Consider the following 21,286-nt stretch of genomic DNA (forward strand, 5'->3'; position numbering starts at 1 on the left):
CGGGCCCGGGCGTTGAAGCTCCCCCGCCGGCCCCCCACCGGGGAGGCACCGGGGCGCGGGGGGGGGGGGTTGGGGGGGGTTGGGGGGGGTTTGGGGTGGCGGGACGGCAGCAAGGGATTCCTCCGATGCTCGCGGCACCGGCCCGGGATCACTCTGTTGGCCACCCCGGAGTGCGCCGACGCGGCTCCCCGACATCCGCACTCCGGGGGCGTGAAGGTCCCGTGCTCCCCCACGGGACGTGCATCCGTACCGGCCTACCCCTCCGGTCCGCCCCCCCATGAAGGGATTTCCGTGCGAAATCTGTCAAGCAGGTCCAAGTGGACCTCCGTCGCGGCCGCTTCGGTCACGGCCGTCGTCGCGCTCGGCGGCCTCGGCGCCCTGCCCGCTCAGGCCACTCCCGCCGCGCAGCCCGGACCGTCCGTGTCCCCGCAGGTCCTGGAGGCCATGCAGCGCGACCTCCACCTCACCGCCGCGCAGGTCCGCGACCGGATCGCCGACGAGACCGCGGCCGCCAAGGCGGCCACCCTCATCCGGGGCCGGGTCGGCGACCGGGTGGCGGGCCTGTGGTTCGACTCCGCCACGGGACGCCTGAACGCGGCCGTCTCCAGCGCGGCGGACGCCGCGGTGGTGCGGGACGCGGGCGCCGTGGCCCGGACGGCCCGCTACAGCCCGGCCGAACTGGCCGCCACCGCCCGGACCGTGACGCGCGACGTCGGCTCCGGGATCGCGGGCGTGGTCTCGTGGGGCCCGGACGTCCGGAACAACCGGATCGACGTCACGGTGGACCGGACGGCGCGCAACGCGTCCACCGACGCCTTCGTGGCCCGTCTCGGCGCCCTGGGCGGCATCGTCCACGTCACCGAGACCTCCGGCAGCCCGCGGCAGCAGGGCGGTGACGTGGTCGGCGGCGAGAAGTGGGTACCGGGCTCCGAGAGCCCTTGCTCGATCGGCTTCTCCACCACCCGGATCAGCGACAGCAGCAAGGCGTTCGTGACGGCCGGCCACTGCACCAACGACGCCAACCAGGCGGCCTACGGCAAGGACGGCACGCGCCTGGGCACGTCCAACAAGGGCGGCAACAACAGCGTCAACGGGCCGGTGGGCGACTTCGGTCTCGTCGACGTGGACCAGGCCGGATGGAACCTCGCGCCGAAGGTCGCGGGTTACGGCACCCAGCCCGACTTCACCCTCACCGGCTCGGCCGAAGCCGTCGTCGGCACCGCGATCTGCCGTTCCGGTCAGACCACCAAGCTCCAGTGCGGCGAAGTGACGAAGGTCAACCAGGAGGTGGACTACGGCAACGTCAAGATCGGCGGCCTGTCCTTCTCCAGCGCCTGTTCGGCGGGCGGCGACTCGGGCGGCGCGTACGTCACGGCGACCGGCGCCAAGGCCGTGGGCCTGCACTCCGGCGGCGGCGAAGCCATCTGTTCCACGAGTGGTGGTGACAAGTACACGATCTTCCAGCCCGTGATCGAGGCCCTCACCTACTTCAAGGTCGCCCTGGTCACCTCCACCCCGCAGCCCGGCAACGTCACCGTCGCCGCGGTCTCGGCCCAGAACGGCGTCATCGGCGCCCGCATACCCGAACTGAAGAACAGCGCCGAGGGCGGCACGGCCCCCTACACCTGGTCCGCGACGGGCCTGCCCGCCGGCCTCGCCATCGCCTCCGCGACCGGCACCATCACGGGTACTCCCACCACGGCCGGAAACTCCAACGTGACCGTCACCGCCACCGACAACGCCGGCAAGACCGGCTCCACCTCCTTCTCGTGGACGATCACGACCGCGGGTACGGCCCTGTCCGTCACCAACCCCGGCAGCCAGAGCTCCGCCGTCGGCGCCGCGGCCAACCTCACCGTCAAGGCCGCGGGCGGCGCCGCGCCCTACACCTGGTCCGCGACGGGCCTGCCCGCCGGCCTGAGCATCGGCTCGACGACCGGCACCATCACCGGTACCGCGACCACGGCCGGTACCTCGAACGTGACCGTCACGGCCACCGACAGCGCGGGCAAGACCGCGTCGGCCGCGTTCTCCTGGACCGTCAGCACCGTCACGGGCACCAGCCCCGTGCTGACGAACCCGGGCAACCAGACCGTCTACATCGGCAAGCCCGTCAGCCTCGCCCTCAAGGCCACCGGCGGCACCGCGCCCTACGCCTTCAAGGCCACGGGCCTGCCCGCCGGGCTGAGCATCAACGCGGCCACGGGTGTCATCACCGGTTCCCCGACCACCTGGGGCTTCGGCGGCAGCACCCTCACCGTGACCGACGCCGCGGGCAAGTCCTCCTCGGTCGGTGTCACCTGGAACGTCTACTTCTAGGCCGGGTCCGGGGCGCGTGAGCCGACCTGACCAGCCGCTCGCGCGCTCCGTCCCGTGCCGCCCCCTCCACACCCCGGAGGCAGTCGGCACCTCACCGCGGGGCCCCGGCCGACATCCTGGCCGGGGCCCCGCATGGGTGCGCCCTGCCCCGGCGCGGCCCCCGCGTCGGGCTCAGAGCCAGACGGCCCGGTCGGTCCCCCACCGGGAAGGCCCCCGGTCCCACCCGAAGCCCCCGAGCGGCGAAGCCGCGTACCGCAGCGGCCCGTACCCCGACGCGGTCTCCCGCAGCCAAGGCTCCGGGGCGTACCCCGGTTCGGCGGCCCCGGCCCGCGGGATCTCGCGGACCAGCCACGATGCCGTCCCCGCCAGGGAGAACCGCAGGGCCTGCCCACCACCCTCCGCGAGGGCCCGTAGGACTCCGGCGGCCACGAGGTACCCCGTCCCGTGGTCCAGTGCCTGCGCCGGAAGCACCCCGGGGCCGTGCTCGTCCCCGCAGGCCGCGGCGATCCCGTACCCCGCCTGCACGAGCGAGTCGAAGCCCCGGCGCCCCGCCCAGGGTCCCCGCGGGCCCCAGGCGCACAGCTCGGCCACCACCAGCCCCGGCCGTCGCGCGAGCAGTTCGTCCGCGCCCAGCCCGTACCGCTCCAGTGCTCCCGGCCGGTATCCGGTCACGACCACGTCGGCCCCGGCCAGCAGCCCGTCGAGGACGGCCCGGTCCCGCGTCTCCCCCAGGTCGAGGAGTGCGGACCGCTTCCCGAATCCGGTGTCGGCGTACGCGTCGTCCGACTCGGGGAGTCCCGGGGAGTCGATCCGCAGCACGTCCGCGCCGAGCAGCCCGAGCGTCCGGGTGGCCACCGGCCCCGCGATGACCCGGGTCAGGTCGAGCACCCGCACGCCCTCCAGCGGCCGTCCGGTGCCCGCGGCGAGCGCGCCGAGGGGCCGCCCGCGCACGCCCGAGCCGGTCCGTTCCACGAGGGGTTGCGGGGGGCCGTACTCCGGCGCGACGGCCACCGCGAGCCCGCCCGCCGCGTAGACCTCCTCCTGCACGTCCACCGCCCGCCGCCGGGCGATCGCCGCGGCCACGCCCTCGCGGGTCCCGGCCGCAAGGACCCGTACCAGCGCGGTCTCGTGGTGCGGATAGTTGGCGTGCGTCCGCACCCACCCGTCGGCGGCCCGCCAGAAGCCGGACAGCGGCGCGAACGACACGGGCGCCCGGCCGTCCACCAGCAGGTGGCGCTCGCTGACGAACGCCGTGGCCACGGCCCCTTCGTCGACCAGCAGCGGAGCCACGTCCTGGGCGCCGCCCCCGGCCCGTACGGCGGCCAGTTCCGCGGCGGCCAGCGCGCACACGCCCACGGTGGCCCGCGCGAGTTCCCGCACGGGCAGCGGCCCGTCCCCCAGCCCGCTCGGCCCCCGGTAGCCGATCCGCCCCGCCAGCTCCTCGGGGCCGCCGAGCGCGGCCCATGCCTGTCCGGTCCCACCGTCACGACTCGTCATGCGCCCATCCTGCCCGCCCCCTCGCGGCCCTTGCGGGGCGGGCCGGGTCCCCGATCGGGCGATGTAGCGCTCCAGGGCGTCTCGAATTCCCCCGCACGGCGTTACACGACGCGGAACATGAACATCGCCTCGGCTGCCTCGTCTTCCGTCGCGGCGCAGCCGGCGCGTGCGGGGCCGGGGGCGGCCGGTGGCCCGTACGAGGGAGCACGATGACCGACCCGACCGCGGTGGACACCAGGCGTGGAAGGCTTGCCGCACACTGCCGTGACGTGTGCGAGGCGCCCGCGTTCTCGCTCACCGTTTTCGCGGTGATCCTCTTCAACGCCGCACTCCTGGGGGCCGAGACGTACAGCGGCCTCTCCGCCGAGTACAGCGGCCTCCTGTCGGCGACCGAACGCTTCTGCGTGATCGCCTTCACCCTGGAGATGCTGATCCGCCTGGGCGCGCACGCCGACCGGCCGAAAGCTTTCTTCCAAGACCCCTGGAACGTCTTCGACTTGCTGGTCGTCACCTCGGCCTTCATCCCGTTCCTCCGGGAGAACACCACGCTGCTGCGGCTGCTGCGGCTGGCCCGGGTCCTGCGGACGGCCCGGTTCATGCCCCAGCTCCGGGTCCTGCTGGTGGCGGTGGGCCGCAGCCTGCCCGGTACCGTCAGCTTCCTGTTCGTGGGCGCACTGATCGTCTACGTGTACGCGATGATCGGCTGGATCTGCTTCGCCGAGCACGACCCGCAGCACTACGGCTCCATCGGCCGGGCCGGGCTGACCCTGTTCCTGCTGATGACGCTGGAGGGGCTCGGGGACGCCGTCCACGCGGGGCTGACCATCTCCCCGCTGAGCATCCTCTTCTACGCCTCCTACGTGCTCTTCGCCTCCTTCGTCCTGGTCAACGTCCTGATCGGCGTGGTCCTCAACGCCCTCGAGGAGGCGCGGGAGATGGAGGACGAGGCCGAGAAGGAGGAGAAGCGGGCCGCGCTCCTGGCGACGCAGTCGCCCCCGGACGCAGCCGACGAACTGCTGCTGCGGATCGCCGCGGTGCGCAGTGCGCTCGACGACATGGAGGCCCAGCTCGACACCGTGCACGCCACGTCGGCGGCGCAGGCCGCGGCCTCCGCGGAGCCGGCCCACGCTTCGGCGGGCGCCCGCTAGGAGCGGGCGGAGCCTTCGGGAACGCCTGCGGGAACGTCTTGGGGAGCGCCTCCGGCCGGCCACCGCCCGGCCGGAGGTCCGCCAGCCAGGCGTGCCCCGGATGCTGCCGCTCGACGAGCGTGGCCAGGGTGGTGCGCCGGGCCTCGTTCAGCAGCGGGTGCGCGCGGGCGAAGTCCTGCTGGTCCGAGGCCCGAGTGATCTCCGCGCCGCCCGGGGGCAGTTCTGCGGTCATCGGACCAGGCTACCGAGGGGCGTCGCCGGTGTGGAGCCGGGCGTCGAGCACCTCGGCGAACTCGGCGAGGGTGAGGTCGCGGAGTTCCTCTTCGTCTACCTTGACCGCCAGCCTGTCGTGCAGGGCGATGGCCATTTCCACCACCATGAGCGAGTCGGTCAGCAGGTCCTGCATCCGGGCACCGGCATGCACCTCCTCGGCGGGGGATTCCCCCATCGCGACGATGATTTCAGTGATCAGATCGATCGTGGATTCGGGTGCGGAAGTGGTCATGACTACTCCTGTTTGCGCTATCGCGGCCCGTGCGCCAAGGTGGCGCCGACGACCGGCGGGAAAAGGGAGAATACTCGTGTCGGAAAGCATGACCGATGTGATGGAGGCGGGAACCGCCGAGTTCCGTCATGCCAGGGAGCGGCTCGGCGAGGCCGGGGAGACCGCCTGGGACAGGCTGCTCGACTGGCTGATGGAGGACTACTTCCGGCTTGAGATCACGGGCTGGGAGAACATTCCGGCGCAGGGGCCGGCCATGATCGTGGCCAATCATTCGGGGGCCTGGGGGCTCGACGCGTTCGTCCTCGTCAAATCACTCACGCGCGCCCTGAACCGGCCTTTGCACGTACCGGCAGCATCTCTTACTTTTCGATTTCCGGTGATCGGTTCGTACGCCCGGAAAATGGGCGCCTTTCCCCTCGATCCGACGCTCGGACTGGAACACCTGACCGCAGGGGAACTCGTGGGAGTGTTCCCCGAGGGAATTTCCGGACTCGAAAAGCCTTTCCGAAACCGCTACCGTTTGCGCCCGTTCAGTCCCGGGTTCGCGGCGACCGCCGTCCAGGCCGGAGCACCCGTGGTGCCGGTGTCCGTGATCGGCGCCGAGGAGGCGTACCCGAAGTTCGGTGAGATCCCGGCCCTGGCCCGCCTGCTCGACCTCCCCTACTTCCCGCTCACCACGCTCCTCCCGCTGCCCTCGAAGTGGCTCATCACCGTGGGCGAACCGATCCCCGCACCGCCCCGGCCGCAGTCCTACTCCGCCCGCAGGGCCGCGGCCGGCGTGCTGTGCACCGAGGCGCAGGAGGCCGTGCAGTCCCTGGTGGACAGGGAGCGCGGCAGGCGCGAGACGCCCTTCTGGTAGCACCACCGCGCCCGCTCATCAGTCCGCCCGTCGGTCCGCTCGTCAGTCCGCCCGTCGGTCCGCTCGCCGGTCCGCTCGTCAGTCCGCGAGCCGGTTCGCCGCCTTCCGTACGCCGTCGGCGGCGCGTGCGCACCGCTGGGCGTGATCCAGCAGGACCATGCGGAAGTTCTCCCCCGCTTCGTCCCGGTCCCAGCCGTCCGCTCCGGCGCAGGCCGCCAGGCTCTCCGCGTGCCCCGCCAGCCGCTCGGCGCTGGCCTGCGCCAGGGCCCCGTAGGACGCGGGCGTGCAGCCGCGGACCGGCGTCGGCAGCGCGGCCGGCCTGCCGACCGTCACCCGCCGGTCGCCCCGGCCGCCGGGGAGTTCCCCCAGGGACACGAGCAGCGAGCGCACGTCGAGCGTGCCCGGCAGCCGCCCCGCGCTCAGCCCCGGGTGGACCACGAAGGGCCTGGAGACCGCCGTGACGGCGCGTACCAGTTCCGCGGCGACGTGCACCGCGAACCGCGTCGCCGCGCAGGTGCCGGGCCCACCGCAGAGCCCGGACGGCCAGACGCCGGGGCCCGCGCCGCCGTCCTTCGCCTGCGACAGCCAGCCCGGCGCGCACAGGATCTCCGTACCGGCGCCGATCGCGAGGCCCTCCCAGACGAACGGCGCCCTCACCCGGTGCACGGTGGCGGCCACCGGCGGGTAGTGGCGCAGCGCCAGGTCCACTGCTTCTTCCGGGGTGTCCGCCGCCTCCACCGCGTGCAGGGCCAGCGCCTGCAGTGTCGTGGTGCCGGCCGCCTCGGAGACCAGGGCGAGCACGTGGGCCGCCGCCGCGACCACCGTGTCGGCGTCCGCTCCCGACGCGACGAGCCGCCCGACCAGGGAGGCCGGGTCGGGGCTCTCCAGGTAGCGGGCCGTCCTGCGCCGCAGGGCGGCCGCCAGCTCCTCGCGGGCGGTGCGGCTCCGCGCCCCCGCGGTCCGGGCGACGATCTCGCTCAGCAGGGTGTCCTCGGCGGCCGTTTCGCCCGCGACCAGGCGTCGGGCCAGCCGGGCCATCGCTTCGGACCAGGCCTGCTGCTCCAGGGTGCCGTCCCCGCGCCGGCCCGCAACGGCCTCGTCCGTGTCCTCGGCCACGAGGACGGTCAGCTCGCCGCCCGGTGCGATGACCTCCCAGTTCAACTCCGTGTGCGGCGCCAGCCCGTAGCGGTGCCCGGCGTCGTCGAGCCCCTCGGCGGGCTCCAGCGCCCCCTCCTCGTCGGCCCGGAGCAGCAGGGCCTCGGACTCGGCGGGGGCGAGCGGTACGAGGAAGTTCCCGAAGGGGGTGCGCAGCCGGACGGGCCGTCCGGAGCGGGTGCGCCGCAGGTGGTCCAGCAGGGAGCGCCGTACCCCTTCGCGGGTCAGCGCGTCCAGGCCCAGCGCCCGGGCCGCGCCGTCCGTCCAGGGCAGCCGCTGGGCGAACATGGCCGCGCTGAACACGGCGTTCTCCAGGGCCCAGACGGTCTCGGGGGATCGCGGCGCGGTCTTCGTGGTGGAGTCGCCGGCGCCGCCGCGGGCGCCGCCTGCGCCGTGTTCAGAGGTCATCTCAGGTTCTCCCGTGCTCACTTGTCGCGCAGCATGTAGGGCTGGTTGCCGACGATCCGGCCGTCGTAGGCGCCGATCAGCGCGTTGACCGTCTCGCGGTGGTGCGCCATCGGGCCGCGCAGGGTGTCCGAGTAGGCCTGGGGCGCGTGCGAGAGGGGGTAGTCGTACGACTCGTCGAGCCAGGCCAGCTCGACCCAGCTGTCCGGGATGTCGTTGGGCGAGGCGGGGCCGCGGCCGTCGATCATCGGGATCACGTCGTGGTTGTTGACCAGGCTGATCACCTGCGTGGTGTGGTCGGCGGGGCGCTTGCCGTCGATGGGAGAGCCCACCGCGATCACGTGTGTGATCGTGTAGCGGGAGGCCACTTCCACGTCCGAGGCCAGGTTCATCGCGGTCATCCCGCCCAGGCTGTGCCCGACGAACATGACCTCCGCCCCGGCCGGCACCCCGGCCCGCGTCAGCAGCTTGCGCGCGGCCCGGGTGTACGTCGTATCGGTGTGCAGCAGTCCGTCGAAGGCTCCCACCAGGTCCTGGGGGGTGCTGTTGCTCAGGAGGGCGAAGCTCGTGCCGGGCAGCAGCAGGACGTAGCGCACGGCGCCGTCGGCGCATGCGATACGGCGCAGCAGCACCAGTCCGTGGTTGCCCAGGGCGCCGATGTCGTTGACGTAGCTGACGATGTCGTTGCCGGACGTGGCCAGCACCTTCGCCAGGATGGAGTCCGCGTCCGCGCGCTCGGCGCGGCCGGGGCCGGGGTTGAGGTACTTCAGCAGGCTGCTCGGCAGCCCGAGGAAGGGGTCGGTGGACGGGACTCCGCCGGCGAGCGTCACCCAGGAGAAGCCGTCGTTGACGGGGTTCTCGTCGAGCAGGCCCAGCAGGGCCGACAGCTCCATGATCACGGGGCTCAGCGTGGTCAGGGCCCGGGTGACCCCGAGGCGCTCGACGAGCGCGTACAGGGCGCGCAGCGCCTCCAGCCGATTGCCCTCGACCATGGCATCGGTCAGCCGCCTGGCGAGCGGCGAGTCCAGGTTGGGGTGGTCGGAGGCGATCGCCCTGATCCGCAGGGCGAAGGCGTCCACGGCCATCGCCACGGCGGCCGGACGGCGGTACGTCATGTTCCCGGCGATCCGCGCCAGTTCGCCGGCCAGTCCGCCGTTGGCCCCGAACCCGAGCCCCGCCGGACTGGTCAGCGCCCGGGCGCAGGACACCACCGCGCCGAGGGCCCAGGCCGGGCGGCGCAGTGCCTCCAGCCCCAGCCGGCTGCTGCTGAGGGCGCCCGTCAGCTCGGCGGCGGCCTGCTTCGCCGTGAGGGCGGCGTCCGCGAGCAGCACCGAAGCCGCGAGCAGCAGCTCCGGGTCCGTGCGGCCCGGGGCCGGACGCGCGGTCTCCGCGGGGTCGGAGGCCGCCGCGGGGTCAGCGGCCTTCGCCCGGGCCGCCGGCTTCACCGGCCCTGCCGCTTGCCCCGCTGCCTGCCCTGACGTACGCCCTTCCGCCTGACCGGATCCCTCCGTGCGCCCGGACCCGCCCGCGGACCCGGTGGGGTCCGCGGGCGCGGGTGCCTCCGTGGATCCGTGTCCCGCCGGTGCCGTGCGAGCTGCCGTGTCCACCGCTGGTGCGGCCACGTTCCCACCTCCCGTGCCTGCGCAACGGCTTCGCCTGGTTCCGTTGCCCGAACGGGCATGCTGGCACCGCGCGCGGTCCGTTCCGCGCGGCGATCCCCCGTCGCCGCACGGCCCGCACCGGCGCCGTGGACGCGGTGAACCGCCGGATGCCCGTGGGGACCGTGCCCTCGGGGCATCCGGCGGCGTGGCGGCACCCCCCGGGCCGCCGTCCATTCGGTGATCACCAAAGGATGATCCCGGCGCTCACGCGTTGACGCGAGCGCGGATCACCCCCGTACGGACCACCGGGTCTCGTCTCCCGTCAGAGCGGCCGGGAGGGCTGGTCGCGCCAGAAGCCGCATTGGTGCTCGGCCGCGAACGCCCGGTCGAGCCGGTCCCCCGACGGCGCCAGGGTCAGTACCGTGCCGCCCGGTCCGGTCGCCGGCCAGCGGGTCTGGCCCGGGACCGCGGGAACACCGTGCCGGGCGAAGGCACCCCAGTAGCGCTTCATCCGTGTCGCCAGGGCGACTTGGACGGGGGTCAGGGGCCGTGCACCCATCGTGAAATCGTGCAGGTAGGCGAGCTCGGCACTGTGCGCGTTCGACTCGTCCAGCCCGGGGACCTGCGCGCCCGCCAGGGTCGGCGAGTCGGGGTCGTCGAACTCGTACGCGAAGGTGGGTACTTGACGGGCGAAGGACTGCGCCGTCCACGCGGTTTCGCAGGCGAACGTCGAATCGGTCATGACCGCCGACAGCGCCAGGTACGGGGATCCGTACGCGGCGACCGGGTAGCGGGCGAGGACCTCCGGCCCGGCCGCGCCGTAGCCCGCGAGGACCTGCTCGGCGTACTGCCCGGCCGTCAGGCCGGGCTGGGTCAGCGCGACGAAGAAGCGCGCCTCGGAGCGGGTGCTCCCGATCAGGACGGGGACCTTGTTCCAGGACCCGGCCGAGATCGCCGCGGCCGGATCCCGCGGCAGCAGCCCGTCGCCGGACGCGGGGCCCGAAGTGGCCCGCGTACGGGCGGCCTCCACCAGCGACTGCCCGGAAGCGGCACGCAGGCAGGCCACGACGACGGCCGGATCGGGGCAGCCCGCGCCCGCCGCGAAAGCCCGCGCCTCGGACTCGGCCCGCGCCCGGTCGGGGGTGCGCAGCAGCGTGCACGGGCCGCTCTGCAGCACGGCGCGGTGGAAGAGACCGGCCGCCGACGGAGCGGCCAGCAGCCCGCACACCGAACCGCTGCCCGCGGACTGGCCGGAGACCGTGACGTTGCCGGGATCCCCGCCGAAGGCCGCGATGTTCTCCCGCGTCCAGCGCAGCGCCTGGATCTGGTCCATCAGCCCGAAGGATCCGGAGCGCAGCACGTTCTCCCGGCCCAGTTCGGGCAGGCCCAGGTAACCGAGCTGGCCGAGCCGGTAGTTGATGCTGATCACCACGGTGCCGGTCAGTTCCGCCATGGTGCGTCCGCCGAACTGGGTGCCGGTGCCCTGGCTGTACGCACCCCCGTGCATCCAGAGCATCACCGGCAGCCGGGCACCGGCGCGGGCCCCGCCGGGCCGGTACACGTCCAGGTACAGGCAGTCCTCGCTGACGGCCGCGGGATCGCGGAGCCCGAAGGGCGAGAACTGCAGGCAGGCGGGGGCCTGTTCGACGGCCTCGCGCACGCCGTTCCAGCGCCGGGGCGGCTGCGGGGCGCGCAGCCTGTTCTCCCCGACCGGGGCGGCGGCGTAGGGCACGCCGAGGAACTCCTGCGCCCCGTCGTGCACGCGGCCGCGCAGCGCGCCCTGCGCGACGGAGACCACCGGGCGGGGCGAGCCGTACGGCGGGCCGCCCGGCACTGCGCCGGCGGGGCCGGGTGAGGCGGCCGCCGGGAGCGCGGCGGCGATCAGCACGGTGAGCCCGAGTACCGTGCCGAGCAAGGGTCTTGAGGGGGAAAGCCGGGTGATCCGGTGCGAGAGCCGTGGCATCCGTACTCCTGGGTTCGGGTTCGGGACGATCCGGGGGCGGGACGGGGCGAGGGACGCCCGCCCTGCCCCCGGAAGGCCGGCTGGTGGCGGTCGGCGGGACCTGGGTCGGGGGTGAGGTCCTGCGCCCGGGTTGTGGGGAGGTCCTGCGCCCCGGGGGGCAGGGGTAGGTCCTGCTCCCAAGGGGCAGTGGTAGGTCACGCTCCCCGGGGCTGGGTCCGACCTACGGGCGGAGCCCGGCGAGCAGGACCGCGGTGACGGCGAAGTCGACCGGTCCGGTGTTCCAGTCGGCGTTGATCGGGCTGACGGCGATCTTCCCGGCGCTCACGGCTTCCACGTCGCTGCCCCGGGCCGGGGTCTGCAGGTCCACCTTCACGCCGACCTTCCAGGTGCCGTCGCCGGCGTCGGTGAAGTCGGCCTTCAGGAGCGCCTGCGCGTCCTGGAAGGTGGTGGCCACCCCGGCCGGGGTTCCCTTGCCGTCGGCGCCGACGACGGGGTGGTTGACGTTGAGGCCGACACCCTTGGGAAGCAGCGGGCCGGAACGGGCCCGCGAGCGCAGCCGGTCGATCAGCTTGACCGCGAAGTCGAGCGTCGGGCCCATCGCGTTGACCGTGGTCACGGGGTCGGGAGCGGTGACGCCGCCGGTGCTCAGGGCGATGGCGGGCACCCCGGCGTCCAGTCCGGCGACGGCGCCGCCGACCGTGCCGGAGTGGGTGGCGAGCGCGGCCACGTTCGGGCCGAAGTTGGTGCCCGACACGACGAGATCGGGCGCCCGCCCCTCGAACACCTCGGAGAGCCCGAAGTTCACCGAGTCACCGGGAGATCCGTCGACCGCCCAGACCTTCGGCTCGGGGTGGCGGACGGTGAGGGACGGCGCGCTGGACGTCTTCGTACCGGCGCCGCTCTGGTTGGTCAGCGGAGCCACGATGGTGACATCGTGCCCGGCGGCGGTCAGCCGCGCGAAGGCCAGCCGGATGCCGGGGGCGTTGTAGCCGTCGTCGTTGGTGAGCAGGATCCGCAGCGGGCCCGCGGGCACCGGTGCGGGCGCCGGCCCGCCCTGCGGCTCGGCCGCGGCGGCGGGCACCGTACCGGCGAGGGCCGGCGCGCAGAGCAGCAGGGCGGCCAACGGCAGAACTCGCTTGCGTTGCACGGAACGCTCCTTTGGAGAGGGGTGAAGGGGAGGAGAAGCCGAACGGGGTGAGGGTCGGCAGGAGTGAGGGTCGGCAAGGGTGGTGCCCGGCGGGCTCGCGACCCTCGGCGCGAGCCCGCCGGAGTGCGGGCCGGGCCGCCGCCCGGGAGGGGCGGCCCGGAGGTCGATGGGGCTCCGAGGGGGCTCCGAGGGCGCGAAGCCCCGTACGGAACCCGGACCGGGTGGGATCAGCGCACGCTGCGGATGGGGAGGATCGCGAGGGCTCCGATCAGCGAGAGCGCGCCGCCGACCAGGAACAGCGGGGTGTACCCGCCCAGGGTGGTGACCACGGCGGAGGCTACGAACGGGGCGATGATCTGGGGCCCGGCGTTCGCGATGTTCAGTACGCCCATGTCGCGGGCGGCGTCCTCGGCCCGGGGCAGCACCAGGGTGACGAGCGCGGTGTCGACGGCCATGAAGCAGCCGAAGGCCAGTCCGTTGAGCGCACTGAAGACGATCATGCCCGTCCACGTCGGACTGACGACCGGGACCACCATGACCAGCCCGGCGAGGGCCGCCGAGACGCCGACGAACACCTTGCGGCGGTTCCAGCGGTCGGACAGCAGCCCGCCGACCACGGTGGAGACGGCCATCGCGACCATCGACACGGGGGTGAGGATCGCCATCGCGGCGGGCGGGGCCAGCCCCGCGGGGAGCGCGATGTGGTCGTCCAGGATGTAGAGCTGGTAGCCGACCACCGAGAAGTATCCGAGGACCATCAGGGCGCGCCCGATGAAGGCCCACCGGAAGTCGTGGTGGGCGAGCGCGGAGAGGAAGGCCTTGAGCTGGGCCCCCTTGGGGGCGGCCGGAGCGGCCGGAGCGGCCGGGTCGGGCTCGGATCTCGGTACGTCCCGGCAGAAGCTGGTGAGCAGCAGCGCGGCTGCGGCGATGACCCCGCCGAAGACGAGGTAGCCGGTGCGCAGGTGCTCCGAGGTCTGCGAGGCGATCAGTACGCCGACCGTGCCGCCGATGGGCAGGCCCAGTCCCACCAGTGCGGACGCGGTACCGCGCCGGGCGGCCGGCACCCGGTCGGGCACGATCGCGGTGACGGCGGCCTGGTAGATGTTCATGGTCGCCTGGACCAGGCACCAGCCGATCCCGACGAGCAGTGCGGTACCGACACTGCCGAGGACGGCGAGTCCCACGAGCGAGCCGAGCGCACCGCCCAGGACCCAGGGGTTGCGGCGGCCGCTGCGGTCGGAGAGGGCGCCGGCGATCGGGTTGAACGCGGTCGCGAAGATCGCGCTGATGCCGCCGATCAGACCCAGCACGGCCACTTTGTCGTCACCGGCGATCGCGGCGATCTGGGTGGGGAGGAGGACGGAGCCGACGCCCATGTAGACGGCCATCATCGCGGAGTTCGCGACCAGCAGGAGGAGCAGGAGCCCGCGTCCGCGGGAGGGTTCGGGATCCGCCGGGACGGGCGGGTCGATGATCTCGTTCGTAGCCATGACGACTCCTCGGGGGACGGAGCGGGGAGGTGGTGGCGTGGGGGGACCGCCGGTGCGGTGCGCGGGGAGGACGGCGACGCCGAGGTGCTGTCGTGCACGTGGGCGTCACCGGGGAAATGCCGCGCCGAGCGCGAGACGGCGGACGCGGTGCGATTGCTCGACGCGATGCGGTGCCGCTTGCGGTGCGGTGCGATGGGGGCTGCGCCGCGTTGTGCGGTGGTGCGGCGCGGCGCTGGGTGGTGCGGTGCGGTGCGGTTCTGCGCCGCCGGGTGCGGTGCCGCGCCGCGTGGTGCTGCTTGGTGCTGTGCTGCCTGATTGCTTGGCGGTGTGGCGCCGTGCGGTGTGGCGTCGGGTGGCCGAAACGCGATGTTGTTACACGTGTCACTTCCGGTGCTTGGACACTGTGTAGCACTCGTTCCCCGGTCTCGCCAAGGGTTGACGCAGGGCTCCGCACAGATCGTGACCCATGGACGAAGTCCAGGTGGATCACGTGTAACCAACTAAATGCGGCCTCCGGGGGCTTCCAGCCCGACCGAGAACCCTCTTGCCCTTGTGGCGACGGTCACGCTTCCGCAATACTCCCCACCGCACCCCCGGCGCCCCACCCACCCACACCCCGACCGCACCGCTTGCCCACCCAAGGGCGGCGCCCCGACCACCTCCGGCAACCCCGGCAACTCGGTCGGTCAAGGCGATCAAGGCAACTGGGCCCGCTAGGCCAACTCAGGCAGGCGAGGACACCTCAGGACTCGTCGGCATCACCGGGCGGCATGCCCCAGAGCGACCCACGGGGCTCGGCCAACTCCGGCTACCCCGGCGGCTCGGCCCGCTCGTGCGGCTCAGACGATTCAGCCACCTCGGGCGACCCAGCCCACTCCGCCGACTCACACCCGCAGTCCGCGCCGACGCGCCTCGGGGCACACACCCCGGGGCCACCCAGACGGCCCGACAACCTCCAGCCACCCCAGCGGCTCGGCCAGTTCAGCCGGCTCAGGCAACGGGTCCGCTCCGCCGACTCGGACAGCCGGATCACCTCCAGAGCACACCGGCTCGGCTGGGGGCAGCCTGCCCCGGGCCGCTCCGCACACCCCGGCGGCTCGACCATCTCAGACAGCTCGACCATCTCAGACAGCTCGGGCCGCCCGGACAAACTCGAGTGACTTGGGCATCCCTTCGCCACTCGGGCGGCACGCCCCCCTCCGGCTACCCCGGTAGCTCAGCCCGCTCAAGCGGCTCAGGCGACCGGGGTCGCCGGACGAACTCCGGCGGCCGGGGCACCCCTGCGGCTCGAGGGATGCGGGCGACCGGACCACTGGGGTGGTTCGGTCCACCCTGCCGACTTGGGCCGAACCGGCCGACCCATCCGATCCGGCCGGCCCGCCGACCCGGCCCACCAAGGCCCTTCCGCTCGCCTCCGCACCTGGAGCACTCCTACTGACCTGCGGAGCCCCGTACGACCTGAGCCCTTGCCACTTGTACCCCATAGGGCATCCATCCGCCCGGATCCATAAGCCCCCTTCCAGCGACCTCCGCCCGCCTCCCTCCGCGCACCTCCCTCCGCGCACCTCCCCATGCGATTCCCCTCGACTCCACCCGCTCCTTCCGCATACCTACGCAGCCGGGGCTCACACATCCCCCTGGGTACGCCCGCCTCCACCCACCCCGTACGCACACCTCCGCCGCACACCTCCAGCAAACCCCTCGGCACGCACCCCTCGGCGCGCCCGCCTCCGTCCACCCCCGCCGAAACACCTCCACAGCGCGCCGCCACGTGCACGGCCGCCTCCGCCGCGCAACTCCAAGAACCCCCTCAGCACGCACGCCTCAGACGCGCCCGGATCCACCCGTCCCTGTCGCACGCCTCGGCCGCACACCACCACTCCCCCTTCGGCGTGCCCGCCAACGCCCATCCCCGTCCGCACGCCCACCGCGGCACGCCGTCATCTGCGCGGCCGCCTCCGCCAACCCCGTCCGCCAACCCCCTCGGCGCGCGCCCTTCGGCCGCGTCTACCGCCGCCGTCTCCGCGCTTCGCGCCCGTTTGCCGTCTTCCCTCGTCCCCCATCGCCCGGGAGGCGGCCGCGAAAGGTCTTCGTCATGTCCGGTTTCCCCGCTTTCCCCGATCACGCCTTCGCCCCGCCCCCGGTCCCCACCCGGCCGCCCCGGCGGCCCGTCCCCGCGGCCCCGCCCCGGTACGCGCTCGCCTGGGGCTCGGCACTGATCCTGCTGTCCGTGCTGACGGGACTGCTCCTGCGCCTGGACGAACGGCCCTTCTTCCAGGGCCTCGACGACGCCTGGGCCGCTTCGCTGAAGGGGTCGCCCGCCGACACCGCCAGCGGGTTCGCCACGGTGCTCGACCGCCTGGGCGGGCCACTGGGCACGGTCGTGCCGCTGCTGCTGATGGGCTGCCTGTGCATGTACGGGCGCTGGCGGTCGGCGCTCTTCGTCTTCGCCACGGCCATCGTGGCCAACATGGTCCTGCTGCTCCCGCTCAAGCAACTGGCCGACCGGCCACGGCCCCCGCACACCTGGGTCCTGGTGAATGACGGCTCGTACCCGTCCGGCCAGGTGTTCAGCGCGGTGGCCCTGGTGATCGCGGCCGCGGTGGTGCTGTTCCCGCCGGGCGGCCGGCGCTGGTGGTGGCTGTTCGGCGCGGGCTACACCGGCGCCATGATGTGGAGCCGCACCTGGCAGCACGCCCAGTGGCTGAGCGACACCTTCGCCGGCGCCCTGGCCGCCGTAGGGGCCTGCCTGCTCCTGTGGCGCGCGTTCGCGCCCCTGCTGGAGACGGAGGCGGAACGCATGGCGGCCGACACCCTTTGGACCTGACCACCCGCCGCGATCCCCAGGGGCAGTCCGACCGAAGCCCCCAACCGACCGGACCGGGCCCGCCGCCAAAACCGTCAGGGCCGGCCGGCTGGCCGGCCCTACGAGGCACCCCTGACCGAACAACCGCTCCACACCTCCCGGCCGCTTCACATCTCCCGGCCAGTCCAACCGCCCGGCCGGTCCAGGCCGCCCGGCCAGTCCAACCGCCCGGCCGGTCCAGGCCGCCCGGCCAGTCCAACCGCCCGGCCGGTCCAGGCCGCCCGGCCAGTCCAACCGCCCGGCCGGTCCAGGCCGCCCGGCCGGTCCAGGCCGCCCGGCCGGTCCGGGCCGGAGCGAACCCGCCCGCCCCTCCGGGCCGTCGCGCCCACCGGCCGGGCCGCCCAAGTGGACACCAACCAATTCGGCCGGCAGCAGGCGCAAGGACGGCACCGGCAGCCCGGCCAGCAGGCCCAGCGGCTGGTGCCGCCCATCCAGGCGGGCCATCAAGCCACGCCACTCGGGCAGGCCAGGGCGGACCAGTCCGACCGGCACCAAGCGACTGGGCCGCACAACCCATTCCGGCAGGCCCTGCGTGCGGCACCCCCCGTCGGGGCGGCCGCGCAGCCAGGCCAGGTCCCCCGCCTCGCGCCCGCGCCACCTACGGGCCACGACCGGATCCCCGAGGTCCGCGCGGACGAGCGGTCCGGCTCGGCCGGCTCCACGGCAGGGGCGGGGCAGGGCTGCTCACCTACGTCGACGCCGCCGTCCAAGGATGGGCACCGACTGGTCGGCCCCGGCGGCCTTACCAGAACCGCAACAACAGCCTGACATGGACGAAATCGCCACTGCCGCGCAGGCGGCTTCGCCCTATCGCGGCCGACCGCCGGGCCCTAGCCTCTGCCGTCTCGGGCCCGGCGGTCCAGGAAATCGATCACGCGCGTTTCCGAGCGGAGAAGCCGGTCCCGCTGCTCGGGAAGCAGACCGGAGAAGGGGTCGACGAGGACCCGTTGCCGCGGGACGTGCACCACGTTGGCGGCGTAGATCCTGCAACCGGAGCACCAGGCCAGTCCGATGCAGCGCTCGAACATCCAGGACTCGGGCGGATGCGTGGTACTGGAACGAGCAGACGGTCGTTCCGCAGGCCGCGCACACGCGCCGGCCGCACTCCAGAACCGTGTCCCAGGTCCCGGCCTTCCGCCAATGCTGCCGCCCGGCCGGTGCTCTTCACGTCGTCATGCCGAGCATTGTCCCCCGCAGGGACTCGCCCGGAGCGGCATTTCCGCGCAAGGGGCCGGCCCGACTCCCGGCAGCCCGGCAGCCCGGCAGCCCGGCAGCCCGGCAGCCGATTTATCGCGGAAGATTGACGATCGCAGAATCAGCGCCATACCCTGGGCAGGTCGGCGCGCGATCGGCGCGCGACCCAGGAAGGATCGACTCATGGCACCCACCCCAGGACCCGATCACCCCGTGGCACATCCGCCCGCGGGCCCGCTGCGCGGTGCCGTCGAGGACGGGCTCACCGTCTTCCGGGCGGTGCCCTACGCCGCACCCCCGGTCGGTGAGCTGCGCTGGCGGCCCGCGCGGCCGCATCCGGGCTGGAGCGGTACCCGGGACGCCACCGCCGACGGACCCAGCGCACCGCAGATGTACATGGAGGGCGGCGACCCCGTCCTCGGCGGGCACGGTTCTCCGCCCTTCGACGAGGACTGCCTGACCCTCTCCATCTGGACGCCCGCGGTGGACGACGCCCGGCGGCCGGTGCTGCTCTGGATCCACGGCGGGGGCTTCGTCTCCGGTTCCGGGTCGCTGCCGAACTACTCCGGCGCGACCTTCGCCCGTGACGGGGACCTGGTCGTCGTCAGCATCAACTACCGCATCGGGCCGCTCGGTTACCTCTACACCGGTACCGAGGACGAGCCGGACGGCTCCGGCGCCAACCACTGGCTGACCGACCAGCTCGCCGCCCTGCGGTGGGTACGGGAGAACATCTCCGCCTTCGGCGGCGACCCGGACTCGATCACCGTCGCCGGCCAGTCGGGCGGTGCGGTGTCCACGGCCGCCCTCGCCGGCCTGCCCGAGGCCCGGGGACTGATCCGCCGGGTGATCCTGATGAGCCCGCCGTTCGGGCTGGACCTCCCCGCGCCCGACGCCTACCGGGAGCGCACCGCCGCCTACCTGGAGCTCGCCGGGGTCAAGACCCTGGCCGAGCTGCGCGCCGTGCCCTGGCCCGAGCTGATCGGCGCCATGGGCGGGCTCTTCGCCCTGACGACGCGGTGGGGGTACTGGCCCACGCCGTTCCTGCCCGTGATCGACGGAGTCACCCTCCCCCGCCACCCGGCCCGGGCCCTGCTGCAGGACGCCGCAGCGGACATAGAGGTGATGATCGGCTGGACCCGGGAGGAGGCCAACTTCGGATTCGCCCTGAACGAGGCCTACGCCGCGGCCGACCGGGAGCAGGTGACCGCCCGGATCGCGGACACCTTCGGCCCCGGAGCCGCCCCCGAGGTGTACGCGGCGTACGAGCGCACCCGGCCGGGAGCCGGGCCCGCCGAGGTCCTGATGGACCTCATCACCGACGAGCTCTTCCGGGTACCAGCCCTCCGGCTGGCCGAGGCACGGGCCGCGGCGGGCCGTCCGGTGTGGGCCTACCAGTTCGACCTCCCCGCGGCCGCCTACGACGGCCGGCTCGGAGCCGCCCACTGCCTCGAACTGCCCTTCGCCTTCGCCAACTTCGACCAGTGGGCCCACGCACCCCTGACGGCCGGGCTCGACCCCGCCGTCCGGGACGGGCTCGCCCGCACCCTGCACGAGGCCTGGATCGCCTTCGTCCGGACCGGAGACCCCAACCACCCCGGCATGCCTGCGTGGAGCCCGTACGAGAAGGACACCCGCACCACGATGCGCTTCGACTCCGTGGTCAGCGCCCTCGACGACCTCGCCGGGGACACCCGGCGCCTGCACGAGGGAGCGCTCCCCCGGCCCGAGTAGGCCCGGGCCCGCCCGCCGAGGGCCCGCTCGCCGACGGCCTCCGCGAGGTGCCCGCCCATCCGGGCGGGCCGGCGCTCCCTTGATCTAACTCGTGTAACCTGCGAAGGGAAGGCATCGAGCGATCAAAAGGAGCGTCGATCGACGTCATGGCCAAAGACACTCCTGTACCGGCGTCCCCGACCAGCGCCGACGTGGCCCGCCTTGCCGGGGTGTCCCGCGCCACGGTGTCCTTCGTCCTCAACGACACCCAGGGCCACCGCGTCGGCGAAGCGGCCCGCGCGCGCGTCCTCGACGCGGCCCGGCAGCTCGGCTACGTACCGCACGCCGCGGCCCGGTCCCTGCGGGCCGGCCGGAGCAATCTCGTCCTGATGCCCTCGTCGATCTCCGCGGTCGGCCGCCTCGTCAGCGACTGGGTCGACGACCTGCACAGCGAGCTCGACCGGCACGGCTACACCGCGGTCCTGCACGCGGGGCGCTTCGCCGATCCCCTGGACGCCGCGCGCGCCTGGGCCGAACTGCGTCCGGCTGCCGTCATCGCCCTCGACGGCGACCGCCTCACCGCGCAGGCCGCCGAACTGCTGCGGCGCGCTGGGGTACGCGGGCTGCTCGCCTTCGCGGCCCGCCCCCTGCCGGGCGTGCACACCATCGGCTTCGACCACGCCCTCATCGGCGCCACCGCCGCCGAGCACCTGATCGCCCGCGGCAGAACCCGTATCGGCGTGGTCATGCCCCAGGAACGCGGCCTCGGCATCCTCGCCGAACCGCGGCTCGCCGGCGCCGAGTCGGTGGCCGCCCGCCACCTGGCCACCGTGACCCCGGTGGAGCTCTCCTACACCCGGGAGTCCGCGATCGCCCTGGCCCGCCGCTGGCGGAGCCTCGGGCTGGACTCCGTGTTCGCGTACAACGACGAGTACGCCGCCCTGCTCCTGCACGCGCTGCGCGCCGAGGGGATCTCCGTACCGCAGGACGTGGCGGTCGTCGGCTCCGACGACCTGGTCCTCGCCGCGCTCCAGGAACCGCCGCTGACCTCGATCCGCCTGGACCTGGTCTCGCCGGCCGTGGTGGCCGACGCCGTGCACGAGCTGATCGAGACGGGCACCACGGCGCCGGTACCCGACATAGAGGCGGTCCTGGTCCACCGCGAGACGTCCTGACCTCCTGACCCGCTGACCTGCTGACCTCCTGAGGGCCGGCCACCGGCCGGGTTCCCGGACCGGCAACCCCCTTCTGCGCCCTCGGCCCGTTCGCACGCCTCCGCGCTCCGTCCGGGCCGCCCGCCCGCCCGCCTGGATGGATGGAACACCGGCGGGGGGGGGGGCGGGGGGGGGGCGCCCCCCCCCCCGCGGCCCCGCCCACAACCACCCCCCCCACGCCCGCCCCCAGCGGAGCGCGCGCCGGCGCGC

At 73.9% G+C, this 21,286-nt stretch carries 13 protein-coding genes; 6 read left to right on the forward strand and 7 right to left on the reverse strand.

The window, feature by feature from the left end:
* The first annotated feature begins 291 nt into the window (after positions 1-291).
* Positions 292-2,319: a putative Ig domain-containing protein gene (locus ACFWNV_RS33300; protein ID WP_383954287.1), complete on the forward strand. Its 2,028-nt coding sequence runs from the start codon at positions 292-294 to the stop codon at positions 2,317-2,319.
* A 171-nt stretch (positions 2,320-2,490) separates the two neighbouring features.
* Here the strand turns inward: ACFWNV_RS33300 and ACFWNV_RS33305 are convergent, their stop codons facing one another.
* Entirely contained in the window at positions 2,491-3,816 is a 1,326-nt protein-coding gene (locus ACFWNV_RS33305; protein WP_383954289.1) for a CoA transferase, read from the reverse strand.
* A 209-nt stretch (positions 3,817-4,025) separates the two neighbouring features.
* Between ACFWNV_RS33305 and ACFWNV_RS33310 the strand changes: the two genes are divergently transcribed.
* Positions 4,026-4,964: an ion transporter gene (locus ACFWNV_RS33310; RefSeq protein WP_383954291.1), complete on the forward strand. Its 939-nt coding sequence runs from the start codon at positions 4,026-4,028 to the stop codon at positions 4,962-4,964.
* Between the two features lie 241 nt (positions 4,965-5,205).
* Here ACFWNV_RS33310 and ACFWNV_RS33315 read toward each other — a convergent pair whose 3' ends face one another.
* Positions 5,206-5,469, reverse strand: coding sequence for an acyl carrier protein (locus ACFWNV_RS33315; RefSeq protein ID WP_383954293.1), 264 nt, complete (start codon positions 5,467-5,469; stop codon positions 5,206-5,208).
* Positions 5,470-5,545: 76 nt separating this feature from the next.
* Here ACFWNV_RS33315 and ACFWNV_RS33320 point away from each other — a divergent pair, with 76 nt between their 5' ends.
* The gene (locus ACFWNV_RS33320; RefSeq protein WP_383954295.1) at positions 5,546-6,328 is read left to right on the forward strand and encodes a lysophospholipid acyltransferase family protein; all 783 of its coding nucleotides are present in this window, start codon (positions 5,546-5,548) and stop codon (positions 6,326-6,328) included.
* A 78-nt stretch (positions 6,329-6,406) separates the two neighbouring features.
* Here ACFWNV_RS33320 and ACFWNV_RS33325 read toward each other — a convergent pair whose 3' ends face one another.
* From ACFWNV_RS33325 to ACFWNV_RS33345, 5 genes are all read right to left on the reverse strand, one after another.
* Positions 6,407-7,891, reverse strand: coding sequence for a hypothetical protein (locus ACFWNV_RS33325; RefSeq protein ID WP_383954297.1), 1,485 nt, complete (start codon positions 7,889-7,891; stop codon positions 6,407-6,409).
* A gap of 17 nt (positions 7,892-7,908) precedes the next feature.
* Positions 7,909-9,333: a hypothetical protein gene (locus ACFWNV_RS33330; protein ID WP_383954299.1), complete on the reverse strand. Its 1,425-nt coding sequence runs from the start codon at positions 9,331-9,333 to the stop codon at positions 7,909-7,911.
* 478 nt (positions 9,334-9,811) lie between these two features.
* A complete protein-coding gene (locus ACFWNV_RS33335; protein ID WP_383954301.1) occupies positions 9,812-11,404 on the reverse strand; it encodes a carboxylesterase/lipase family protein in 1,593 nt (530 codons plus the stop codon).
* 268 nt (positions 11,405-11,672) lie between these two features.
* Positions 11,673-12,599 carry a 5'/3'-nucleotidase SurE gene (gene surE / locus ACFWNV_RS33340; protein ID WP_383954303.1) on the reverse strand — a complete coding sequence of 309 codons (927 nt, stop codon included), beginning with the start codon at positions 12,597-12,599 and terminating at the stop codon, positions 11,673-11,675.
* Between the two features lie 227 nt (positions 12,600-12,826).
* Positions 12,827-14,089: an MFS transporter gene (locus ACFWNV_RS33345; RefSeq protein ID WP_383954305.1), complete on the reverse strand. Its 1,263-nt coding sequence runs from the start codon at positions 14,087-14,089 to the stop codon at positions 12,827-12,829.
* Between the two features lie 2,095 nt (positions 14,090-16,184).
* On the opposite strand from ACFWNV_RS33345, the gene ACFWNV_RS33350 reads away from it, so the two are divergent.
* From ACFWNV_RS33350 to ACFWNV_RS33360, 3 genes are all read left to right on the forward strand, one after another.
* A complete protein-coding gene (locus ACFWNV_RS33350; RefSeq protein WP_383954307.1) occupies positions 16,185-16,916 on the forward strand; it encodes a phosphatase PAP2 family protein in 732 nt (243 codons plus the stop codon).
* Positions 16,917-18,332: 1,416 nt separating this feature from the next.
* Positions 18,333-19,883, forward strand: coding sequence for a carboxylesterase/lipase family protein (locus ACFWNV_RS33355; RefSeq protein WP_383954309.1), 1,551 nt, complete (start codon positions 18,333-18,335; stop codon positions 19,881-19,883).
* Between the two features lie 146 nt (positions 19,884-20,029).
* Positions 20,030-21,037, forward strand: a complete 1,008-nt coding sequence (locus tag ACFWNV_RS33360) for a LacI family DNA-binding transcriptional regulator (RefSeq protein WP_383954311.1) — start codon at positions 20,030-20,032, stop codon at positions 21,035-21,037.
* Positions 21,038-21,286 lie beyond the last annotated feature (249 nt).

It is taken from the genome of Streptomyces sp. NPDC058401, assembly GCF_042722885.1.
Classification (GTDB): domain Bacteria; phylum Actinomycetota; class Actinomycetes; order Streptomycetales; family Streptomycetaceae; genus Streptomyces.

Bases quoted from the DNA above. Each gene is read 5' to 3' on its own strand.
- ACFWNV_RS33305 (WP_383954289.1), bottom strand. From the start codon at position 3,816: ATGACGAGTCGTGACGGTGGGACCGGACAGGCATGGGCCGCGCTCGGC.
- ACFWNV_RS33310 (WP_383954291.1), top strand. From the start codon at position 4,026: ATGACCGACCCGACCGCGGTGGACACCAGGCGTGGAAGGCTTGCCGCA.
- ACFWNV_RS33315 (WP_383954293.1), bottom strand. From the start codon at position 5,469: ATGACCACTTCCGCACCCGAATCCACGATCGATCTGATCACTGAAATC.
- ACFWNV_RS33325 (WP_383954297.1), bottom strand. From the start codon at position 7,891: ATGACCTCTGAACACGGCGCAGGCGGCGCCCGCGGCGGCGCCGGCGAC.
- ACFWNV_RS33345 (WP_383954305.1), bottom strand. From the start codon at position 14,089: ATGGCTACGAACGAGATCATCGACCCGCCCGTCCCGGCGGATCCCGAA.
- ACFWNV_RS33350 (WP_383954307.1), top strand. From the start codon at position 16,185: ATGTCCGGTTTCCCCGCTTTCCCCGATCACGCCTTCGCCCCGCCCCCG.
- ACFWNV_RS33355 (WP_383954309.1), top strand. From the start codon at position 18,333: ATGGCACCCACCCCAGGACCCGATCACCCCGTGGCACATCCGCCCGCG.
- ACFWNV_RS33360 (WP_383954311.1), top strand. From the start codon at position 20,030: ATGGCCAAAGACACTCCTGTACCGGCGTCCCCGACCAGCGCCGACGTG.